Raw genomic sequence first — 9,977 nt, 5'->3', positions numbered from 1 at the left:
CGCCACCCGGCAGATGCCCGCACTGTCAGAAGCTGCTGGCACACGCCCGAGAATCTAAACTGCCAAAGTAGTGCTAGCCAGCTTCCATTTTTGGAAGATGGATTGCCGCGGTTCTCGGCAGTTTCGGCGAACCGTCGACGGGTTCGTCATTTTGCTCAAATTGCTCCCACAAATTTTGCAAAATCCACGGCTTGAACGGTTGATCCATCAATGGAACTCTGCTCAATAGTTCTATGAAAGCGGTGACTTAGGGAGGGGATCGCTGAATGTCTGTAATGCCCGAATTGCGTGCTGATACCATAATTTATAACGGCACGATCTGGTGTGGATACGAAGAGGGTACAGTCGAAGCCCTGGCAATCTGGCAAGGCAAAGTGCTTGCCACCGGCACTAAAGATCAGGTCTGGGGCCTCAAGGGCGATAAGACGCAGTTGATCGATCTGGAAGGGCGTTTCGCCACACCGGGACTAAACGATTCTCATCTTCATCTGATATCGGTCGGGCTGACGCTCAAATGGATTGATGCAACGGCTGATGCCGCACCCACGCTGGAAAGTCTTCTGAATGCAATCCGCGAAACGGCGGCTTCTGTTCCTCCGGGCACCTGGATCAAGGCGCGCGGCTACGACCAGACCAAGCTGGATATTGGTCGTCATCCGCATAAATCGGAACTTGATGCGGTTGCGCCAGACCATCCCGTGATGCTCGTGCGCGCCTGCGGTCACGTTTCGATCTTCAACTCGAAGGCCTTCGAACTTGCAGGGATCGATGAAAATTCTCCGGTTCCCGACGGCGGCTTGATCGAGCAGCGGAACGGCGTGCTGACCGGCATGGTTGCCGAAAATGCGCAAGGCGCGGTTCGCAAGGCCATCCCGACCGCGACGACAGAGGAAATGATCGAAGCTATCGAAGCAGCAGGCAATCTGCTGCTTTCTTACGGCATTACCAGCGTCATGGATGCAGCGGTCGGGCAGGTTGCAGGTTTCGACGAAATTCGCGCCTATAATATTGCCAAGCTGCAAAAGCGTTTGCCGGTGCGAACGTGGCTGGTACTGCTGGGCGATCCGGGCCCGTCAATCGTTGAAAAATGCTATGAGGCCGGGCTGGTCTCCGGTGTCGGTGATGACATGCTGACGGTTGGTGCCGTCAAGATATTCCTCGACGGTTCTGCGGGCGGTCGCACGGCCTGGATGAGCAAACCATATCTGGGTGACGACAACAATATTGGCGTGCAGATTTTGCCCGATGCGGAGCTTGAGGCACTTGTGCTTGATGCGCACAAGAAGGGATTTCAGCTTGCCTGCCACGCGATTGGTGATGCTGCCATCGGGCAACTCATCACCGCTTATGAGAAAGCTTTGACCGCCTATCCAGACCCGAACCGCCGTCATCGCATCGAGCATTGCGGATTTTCAACGCCGGAACAGCATGCGCGCATGCAGAAGGCGGGCATTTATCCATGTCCGCAGCAAGTCTTCATCTATGATTTCGGGGATGCCTATATTTCAGTTTTGGGCGAGGAGAGGGCTCTTTCAAGCTATCCGCTCAAGACGTGGAAAGACCTTGGTTTCAAACCGGCAACGGGAAGCGATGCGCCGGTCTGTCATCCAAATCCCTATCCCAACATCTATTCGATGCTGACGCGCGAAACGGGCAAGGGAACGGTGATGGATGCGCGACAGCGTGTGACCATTGAAGAGGCTCTTCAGGTCTATACGGAATATGGCGCGTTTTCGCAGAAGTTAGAAACCGTAAAAGGCAAACTGATCCCGGGACAAGTGGCTGATATTGCAGTCTTTTCGCGCAATATGCTCACCGCGAAGCCGAAGGAAATTCTCAACGATACGCATTGCGTGCTCACCCTTCGCGAAGGTGAAGTGGTGTTCGAACGTTCGTAGGGAGAACAGGCAGCGAAGCCTCGGTTGCGCTGCCTGAATACGTTCATTCATCCGATCTACAAAAATCAAAAGGGGAAGATCATGAGGAAATTTGCGTTGCTTGCGGCGGCGTCCGTCGCATTGTTGGCCGGAACTGCGGCCTTTGCTGCCGATACGCCGCGCTCGGGAGGCGTCGTCAACTTCGTTGCGCCTTATGGCGACAGTTTTTCGACACTGGATATTCAGGCATCGCCTGCAACACAGGACGAATTCTACGCCAAGGCCATTCATCGCACGCTCTATGACTGGGATGCGGATCTGAACAAGCCGGTTCTGGCGCTGGCGACAGATGTAGGTGTTTCGGACGACAAGCTCGTCTATACTTATAAGCTGCGTCAGGATGCATTTTTTCATGACGGCAAGCCATTGACGGCAGACGATATTATCTGGAGCTACACCCGGATAATGGACCCGAAGAAGGCCATGCCTCCAGCGCGCTATATAGCGGAAATCAAGGGCGCTGAGGATTATGCACAGGGCAAGGCCAAGGAAATTTCGGGTCTGAAGAAGATCGACGATCACACGCTGGAAATCACGTTGAAGCAGCCGATTGATCCGGGCTTCCAGTTCATGCGCAACAATACCGCAATCTATCCTGTGGGACAGGGCGACAGCGAAGAGTTTCAGCGCCATCCGATCGGTCTTGGACCTTACAAGTTTGCCGAATATGTGCCCGGCTCGCGTCTGACGGTCGAGAAGTGGGACAAATATTACGATAACGGCAAGCCCTACGCTGACAAGATCAATATCATGATCATGGGCGATGCGGCAGCGCGCGATGTTGCCTTTCGCAACAAGGAAATCGATGTGGCCGTGCTCGGGCCGGCACAATACAGCACCTATCGCGCGGATCCGGAACTTGGCAAAAACATGCTCGAAGTTGCTGAAGCCTATACGCGCGCGGTCGGTTTCAATCCCGATTTTAAGCCGTTTCAGGATAAGCGTGTTCGCCAAGCCATCAATTACGCCATCGACAGTGATCTGATCATCAAGCGTCTCGTCAAGGATAAGGCTTACCGTGCGGTTGGCTGGCTCCCGAACTCGTCGCCTGCTTTCGACAAGGATGCCAAGCCCTACCCCTATGATCCTGAGAAGGCAAAGGCTCTGCTCGCAGAGGCCGGTTATCCGGATGGTTTCGAATTTGAACTCACTGCCACGCAGAATGAAAGCTGGGGCTTGACCATTGTTCAGGCCATCATTCCGATGCTCGCAAAGGTTGGGATCAAGGTGAAGGCAAAGCCTGTCGAAGCATCGGTTCTTGCCGATGTGGTTCCGGCCGGTAATTTCCAGGCCTATATGTGGTCGCTGGAAAGCGGCCCGGACGCATTGACGGCGATGCAGTGCTTCTATTCCACGACACCGCAGTCGGCCTGTAACTATCAGAAGTTCTCCAACGCGGAATTCGACAAGATTGTCGATGCCGCGAAAGCCGCCAAAACCGACGAAGAGAAGAATGAGCTTCTGAAGAAAGCCAACAATCTGTTGCAGGACGAAGCGCCGGTCTGGTTCTTCAACTATAACAAGGCTGTCATGGCGCATCAGCCATGGCTGCATGGCTTGCAGCCAAATGCGGCAGAGATTGCAATTCAGTCCTATGAAAAGCTTTGGGTCGACGACACGGTTCCGTCGGGTCGTTAATCCGAGCCTCCATGGACCGGCCCGCTCTTTTTCGAGCGGGCCACAAATCCCCTTTGCTCCAGCGTTTCATCGCTGATCCGAAAGGAGGACTGCGTGCTCTATTTTATTGTCCGCCGCGTCTTGCAGATGATACCGACAGTTCTGGCGGTATCGTTGCTGGTCTTCGTCATATTCAGCGTTGTTCCGGGCAGTATTGCTTCCGGCCTCGTCGCCAGTGGCAAAGGCATGAGCGACCCGAAACTGGTCGAAAAGATCACGCAGGAATTCGGTCTCGACAAACCCGTTCACGTGCGTTTTGGCAATTATCTCGTGCAATTGGCGCAGTTCGATCTCGGTACGTCCTATCGCTCGCGGCAGCCCGTTGTTTCGCTTATTCAGGAGCGCATGTGGCCGACATTGAAGCTCGCTTTTGCGGCCATGGGACTTGCGATTTTGATTGGTGTGCCGCTGGGCTTTCTGGCCGCGCTCAAGCCCGGAAGCATACTCGATAGCACGACCATGATCGGCGCGGTGTCGGGCCTTTCCATGCCGCAATTCTGGCTTGGTTTGCTGGCGATGTATCTGTTTGCGCTGACACTCGGCTGGTTACCAAGCTTCGGTTACGGCGATGGAGGCATACGCAATATCATCCTGCCTGCTCTGACTTTGGGCGTTGCGCCCTTGGCGTTGCTGGCGAGAACCACCCGTGCAGCTGTGCTGGAAGTGATGGGGGCCGATTTTATCCGCACGGCGCGTTCAAAGGGCATGAACAGTTTCAGGCTGGTGAAATGGCACGTCATGCGCAATGCGCTGGTGCTGATCATCACGACCATCGGTCTGCAATTCGGATCGATGATGGGGCAGGCCGTGGTGGTGGAAAAGCTTTTCTCCTGGCCGGGGCTTGGTTCATTATTGATCGACAGTGTTTCGCTGCGCGATATCCCGGTGGTGCAGGGTGCAATTCTCGTGATCGTTTTATGGTTCCTCGTCATCAATACGATCGTTGACATTCTCTACGCGGTCATCGACCCGCGTATCAGCCACGAGTGACGCCCATGAAGCTCCGTTTCAATCTCATATTCGGCGGGCTGGTATGCATCATCATTTTGATGGCGGCAGTCTTTGCACCGCTGCTGGCGCATTATAATCCGGTTCTTGATGCCGACCTGATGAATGCCGAACTGCCGCCCGATGCCCAGTTCTGGTTCGGGACCGACGCACAGGGGCGAGACGTCTATTCGCGTATCCTCTATGGCGCGCAAGTGTCTCTGACGGTTGGTATCGTCTCACAGTGCATCAACACGGTGATCGGTCTTAGCTTTGGCATATCGGCTGGCTATTTCGGCGGCTGGTGGGATGATTTTGTCAACGGGTTGACCAATCTGATGCTTGCAATCCCGTCGCTGATCTTTGCGCTGGCCATCATGGCGGTTCTCGGTCCCGGTCTCCCAAGTCTCTTACTGGCGCTTGGGCTGACCAACTGGTCATGGACGTGCCGCATCGCCCGCAGCTCAACGCTTTCGCTTAAGAAGCAGGGCTATGTGCAGGCTGCAAAGATGCTCGGCTACAGCGATATTCGCATCATGATCACGCAGATCGTGCCGAATATGATCGGGCCGATCCTCGTTATCGGCACGCTTGGAATGGGCGACGCCATCCTTGCAGAGGCGGCACTTTCCTATCTCGGGCTCGGTATCAGCCCGCCAGATCCAAGCTGGGGCAATATGTTGACCGACGCGCGCGAACTGATCGTCAGCGCGCCATGGGCGGCAATCTTTCCGGGTCTGGCGATTTTCTTCACCGTGCTCGGCCTCAATCTGTTTGGCGATGGGCTGCGCGACTGGCTCGACCCGCATATGAGGACACGCAAGGTATGAGCGAAGAAACACTTCTGGAGGTGGAAAACCTTCGCATTGATATCGTTTCCGGTTCTTCCCGACACAATGTGGTGGAAGACGTGTCTTTCACCATTGGCGCGGGTGAAACCTTTGGCCTCGTGGGGGAATCCGGTTGCGGCAAAAGTATCACGGCTTTGTCGATGATCGGCTTGCTGCGCAAACCGCTGGCGATTACCGGCGGCGCCATACGCTTTAAAGGGCAGAATCTGGCTGCCCTGCCGTCCCGCGAGATGCGCAAGCTGCGGGGCAATCGTATCGCCATGATTTTCCAGGAGCCGATGACGGCACTCAACCCCCTATCGCCGGTAGGGCGGCAGATCGCGGAAATGTTTGTGCTGCATCAGGGCGCGACATGGCATGAGGCTGAACGCAGGGCCGTCGAAGCGCTTGCAAGTGTTCAGGTTCCGGCACCCGATCAACGGGTCAAAAGCTATCCCCATCAGATGTCGGGCGGCATGCGCCAGCGCGTGATGATTGCGATTGCGCTGGCCTGTGATCCCGATCTTTTGATCGCCGACGAACCGACCACAGCACTCGACGTGACGGTACAGGCAGAAATTCTGCGTCTGATGCAGGACCTTTGCACCGCCAGAGGAACCTCTGTGCTGATGATCAGCCACGATCTCGGCGTCATTGCCAAAATGTGCCGTCGTGTCGGCGTCATGTATGCCGGGCATCTGGTCGAGGAGCGCATAACGGCGGGGCTGTTCCGACATCCGTCGCATCCCTATGCGCACGGACTTCTGGCATCGCTGCCACAACTCGGTTCGCGCCAGAAGGAAGGTCAACGGCGACTTCAGGAAATCGAAGGCGTCGTGCCATCTATTTCCGCCTTTCCAAAAGGCTGCCGGTTCGAACCGCGCTGCACACGCGCAACCGAAATATGCCGTGCGGAAAAGCCCGGCTGGACTCCGCTTCAGGATATGGGTGTGGTGAGGTGTTTTCATCATGAATGACATGCGTTCAACCCAGACGACCGATGCGCTCGTTACTATTGACGATCTATGCGTCTATTTTCCCGTCAGCGGTGGACTATTCAGCCGTTCCGGGCAGTTGCTGCGCGCTGTCAACAATCTCAGCCTGACGCTCAATAAGGGCGAGTGCCTGTCGATCGTTGGCGAATCCGGCTGTGGGAAATCCACCCTCGCGCTTTCAATTGTCGGATTGCAAAAGCCGACGAGCGGCGAGATTTACTTTGAAGGCCGTCCGATCACTGGCAAGAACGAGCCATCGCGGCTTGAGCGCTCGCAAATGGCGCAAATGGTGTTTCAGGACCCGTTCGCTTCGCTCAATCCGCGCCAGACCGTTTATACATCACTCGCTGCGCCTTTGCGGCTGCATGGGGTGGCATCGCGCAGCGAAGTTGACGGGCGGGTTGAAGATATTTTGCGTCTGGTCGGTCTCAAACCTGAGCATGCGAAACGTTTCCCGCATGAGTTTTCCGGCGGTCAGCGTCAGCGCATCGGCATTGCGCGGGCGCTGTTGCTCAATCCGAAGGTGATTGTCCTTGATGAGCCTGTTTCGGCACTTGATGTTTCCATTCGCGCGCAGATCATCAATCTGTTGCTGGAATTGAAGGAAAGGCTTGGCCTGTCCTATATCATGATCAGCCACGATCTCAGCGTCGTGGAGCATATGAGCGACCGCGTGGCGGTGATGTATTTCGGGCAAATCGTCGAAAGCGGGCCATGGGACCGGATTTTCTCCAACCCCACCCACCCTTACACAAGGCGATTGATCTCAGCTATTCCCGATCCGATGACCGAACTTTCCGGTGGGCGTCTGCTCGACGATGGCGCAGCGCCGCCGGCGCCAGAAGGCTATATGTTCTATCCGCAGGGTTTTGGCGGGCATGATGTCCACCAGATACCACCGCCCACGCAATTCATCGACATTGGCGGCGGGCAGCGCATTCGCGTTATTGAGAGAGCGTGAGAAGCAGCGCAGATTGATATAACGCCGATATTGAAATGGGTCGCAGAACGCGCACCAGCATTTCTGTTGGAACGTCATCCGCTTCGCCTGCCACGGCGAAGCGGGTGACCAGAACTAACACTACTTCGGCGGAGCCACCGCGACATAGACGACACTGTGTCCGTTATACTTTGGCTCGAACCAGTTTCCGTTGCAGTCCTTGTAGCTTATGCCGTTGACCACGACGTTTGTGCAATCTGGTGGAACATTGGCAATGACCGAACCGATGGCCACGGCTGCGGCTGTGCCAACAATGGCCGCTGCTGCCGGATCCCAACCGCCATTCCAATAGCCCGGCCAATATGGACCCGGCGGTGGTGGAGGAGGTGGTGGTGGCGGTGGTAAAGGATGCGGTCCTGGCCCCGGATGAGGCGCGGGACCCGGTCCGGGATGCGGGGCTGGCCCAGGGCCGGGATGTGGTTTCGGCGCTGGGTGTGGAGCAGGATGCGGAGCGGGATGTGGACCAGGCGCAGGGTGGTGCGCTGGATGCGGACTTGGCCCCGTTCTCGCATGCGGAATATTGCCACCCCACGTGCGCGGCATGGACGGATTAAAGCGCGGCTCGAAATGGGCTGGCCCGTTGAAACCGCCCATCCGGGGGCCATGAAAGCCGCCACCGAACCCGTGCATCCCGCCGCCGCCCAAATTCATACGCGGCATGCGTCCGCCAAAGCCACCACGAGCCTCGGCAATCTGGGGGGCAATCATCGCCGTGGCAAACAAAATTCCTATCGTGACACGAAAGAGTTTCATTGCTGGTTCCCCTCTTCCAGGAAGCGGAGCTTTTGCGCATCAGCCGGCGGTGTGAATTCGAAAGCGCTCGCCTGAATATCGGGTGTTTCGTTCCAATTGAGAACGGCGGTCATGCGCGGACGGGTTTGGTCGTCACGATCCACCAGTGAAACCTTGAGAGGCAAGGGTGGGCCGTCCGATGCAATCCACACTTCAAAGTCCTGGTCTCCGGTACGATAAGCCCAATGATCTGTCGGCTTCCCGTTCACCATTGCATTGCCGACGTGAAATCCTTCGGCGATTTTGTCGATGGGCGCGTCCGGCGTACCCCAGGCGAACAGATCCGCCAGTGGGAACGTCAAATGATACTTCTGGGCGGCTTCCTCCAGCGTTTCTTTGATTGTCGCGGGGACGGGAGCTTGAGCATAGGTATTGTTGCTCGGAGAGACGTAGGTGAGGGTTGTTCCGTTATAAATGAATTCACCCTGCACGACGTCTGTTTTCAGGTCGATGCGGAGCTTGTTCGGTCTTTCCACCTCATAGGATACCTCGCCGCCGATCTCCAGTTTCTGGTCGGTATCCAGAACCGCGTCCACGCTGGTTTGGGAGTTCAGGGAGAATTTCTGCAAGGATTGCAGATGCTTGCCCATATTCTCTAAGGCCTGGATTGAAGCTGGTTCAATCCTGTCGGAAGCGGCCTCGCCCTCCTGTGCGGCAGATATGGTAATCATGCCGAGCAGAAATAACCCGCTTGCTGTACATCGGAGAATGCGCCTGTTGAGCGGCATTGGAGTCCTCCTCGAATGACTATGGATTGCGGATGATGCATGGGGAACGAGAGGCTTAGTCGAAGGCATAAATCTTCTTCCAATCATTCTTCATGTCGACGATTACCCAATTTCTCTCCGGAGCTTCGGTCAAAGCCTTGTCCAGTTTTCCGAATGAGGACTGCCGGTCATAGGCGTATTCCCGGTCTCCGTCCGTGTGATGGACGATGATACCAAGGCTGTTCGGGGAGGCAGTGCCCCACCGCAGCATTTCGTAATCACCATCCGAATTGCCCGCGACGAAAATCGGCCTTTTGCCGATGACCCGATTGATGCCGACAGGTTTGCCGGGACCATCATCGATAAAATCGATCTCCGGCAGGCGTTTCAGCACGGGTTGGTCGTTCTCGATTGCGTATTGCGTCTTGATACTGCTGCCGATGACCTGTTGCGAAGGTATGCCGTAAGCCTTCTCCGTCATGGGGCGCATGAATTCCACACCACCGCCAGACACGATGAATGTCTGGAAATCGTGAGTGCGGAGATAATCAAGCAGCTCGCGCATGGGAAGGAATGTCATTTCCGAGAATGGCTTGCCCGTCTTTGGGTGCTTGGCCGTTGTATACCATTCCGTGACGATTTTGTTGAATACGTCGGTCGTCATGCCAGCGTGGGTCACCATCCCAAGCTCCACAACACCTTTCTCGCCACTTTTGGCAATGCCGGCCAGATCACCGGTCAGGATGGATTTGAACGGTTCTGTTGTCTTCCACTCCGGATGGTCGGGCGCCAACGCCTTCACACGGTCAAGCATGAAGGCCAACTGGAAGTAATAGGGTTGCTCGGTCCAAAGCGTGCCGTCATTGTCGAAGACAGCGATCCGGTCCGCAGGCGCTACGTAATCTTTACTTCCCTCTTTTGTCACTTTATCGACGAAATCAACGATCTGCTGTTTGGATTTGACATCGTTCCAGGAGGCGAGGTCTTCAGCCCACGCGGAGGTTGAGATTTGAAGCGTGGCGATCAGTAAAATCTGCGCAAACAAACGCATG

9 protein-coding genes are annotated in these 9,977 nt (G+C 55.8%); 6 read left to right on the top strand and 3 right to left on the bottom strand.

The annotated features are described in order from the left end of the window. Nucleotides 1–275 precede the first annotated feature (275 nt). The 6 genes from FIC94_RS14475 (at nucleotide 276) to FIC94_RS14450 (ending at nucleotide 7,387) form a co-directional block, all read left to right on the top strand. Nucleotides 276–1,898 carry an amidohydrolase gene (locus FIC94_RS14475; protein WP_371830919.1) on the top strand — a complete coding sequence of 541 codons (1,623 nt, stop codon included), beginning with the start codon at nucleotides 276–278 and terminating at the stop codon, nucleotides 1,896–1,898. An 81-nt stretch (nucleotides 1,899–1,979) separates the two neighbouring features. After that, nucleotides 1,980–3,575, top strand: a complete 1,596-nt coding sequence (locus FIC94_RS14470; protein ID WP_140025352.1) for an ABC transporter substrate-binding protein — start codon at nucleotides 1,980–1,982, stop codon at nucleotides 3,573–3,575. A gap of 93 nt (nucleotides 3,576–3,668) precedes the next feature. Next, the gene (locus FIC94_RS14465; RefSeq protein WP_121538038.1) at nucleotides 3,669–4,604 is read left to right on the top strand and encodes an ABC transporter permease; all 936 of its coding nucleotides are present in this window, start codon (nucleotides 3,669–3,671) and stop codon (nucleotides 4,602–4,604) included. Nucleotides 4,605–4,609: 5 nt separating this feature from the next. Further along, complete coding sequence (locus FIC94_RS14460; RefSeq protein WP_109365946.1) at nucleotides 4,610–5,431, top strand: ABC transporter permease; 822 nt, start codon at nucleotides 4,610–4,612, stop codon at nucleotides 5,429–5,431. Further along, nucleotides 5,428–6,408 carry an ABC transporter ATP-binding protein gene (locus FIC94_RS14455; RefSeq protein WP_140025351.1) on the top strand — a complete coding sequence of 327 codons (981 nt, stop codon included), beginning with the start codon at nucleotides 5,428–5,430 and terminating at the stop codon, nucleotides 6,406–6,408. Before FIC94_RS14460 ends, FIC94_RS14455 begins: the two co-directional genes overlap by 4 nt. Next, nucleotides 6,401–7,387, top strand: coding sequence for an ABC transporter ATP-binding protein (locus FIC94_RS14450; RefSeq protein WP_140025350.1), 987 nt, complete (start codon nucleotides 6,401–6,403; stop codon nucleotides 7,385–7,387). Before FIC94_RS14455 ends, FIC94_RS14450 begins: the two co-directional genes overlap by 8 nt. Before the next feature lie 120 nt (nucleotides 7,388–7,507). Here FIC94_RS14450 and FIC94_RS14445 read toward each other — a convergent pair whose 3' ends face one another. From FIC94_RS14445 to FIC94_RS14435, 3 genes are read right to left on the bottom strand one after another with little or no spacing between them, the layout of a single operon-like run. After that, nucleotides 7,508–8,179 (bottom strand): hypothetical protein, encoded by a 672-nt coding sequence (locus FIC94_RS14445; RefSeq protein ID WP_140025349.1) that lies wholly within the window; start codon nucleotides 8,177–8,179, stop codon nucleotides 7,508–7,510. After that, entirely contained in the window at nucleotides 8,176–8,946 is a 771-nt protein-coding gene (locus FIC94_RS14440) for a DUF2092 domain-containing protein (protein ID WP_180917991.1), read from the bottom strand. Before FIC94_RS14440 ends, FIC94_RS14445 begins: the two co-directional genes overlap by 4 nt. A 55-nt stretch (nucleotides 8,947–9,001) precedes the next feature. Continuing rightward, nucleotides 9,002–9,976 (bottom strand): HAD family hydrolase, encoded by a 975-nt coding sequence (locus FIC94_RS14435; RefSeq protein WP_140025348.1) that lies wholly within the window; start codon nucleotides 9,974–9,976, stop codon nucleotides 9,002–9,004. Nucleotide 9,977: the final 1 nt, after the last annotated feature.

Source organism: Ochrobactrum teleogrylli (genome assembly GCF_006376685.1).
GTDB lineage: Bacteria > Pseudomonadota > Alphaproteobacteria > Rhizobiales > Rhizobiaceae > Brucella > Brucella teleogrylli.
The sequence above is the reverse complement of the archived record's forward strand: the minus strand, read 5'-3'. Positions and strand labels throughout refer to the sequence as shown.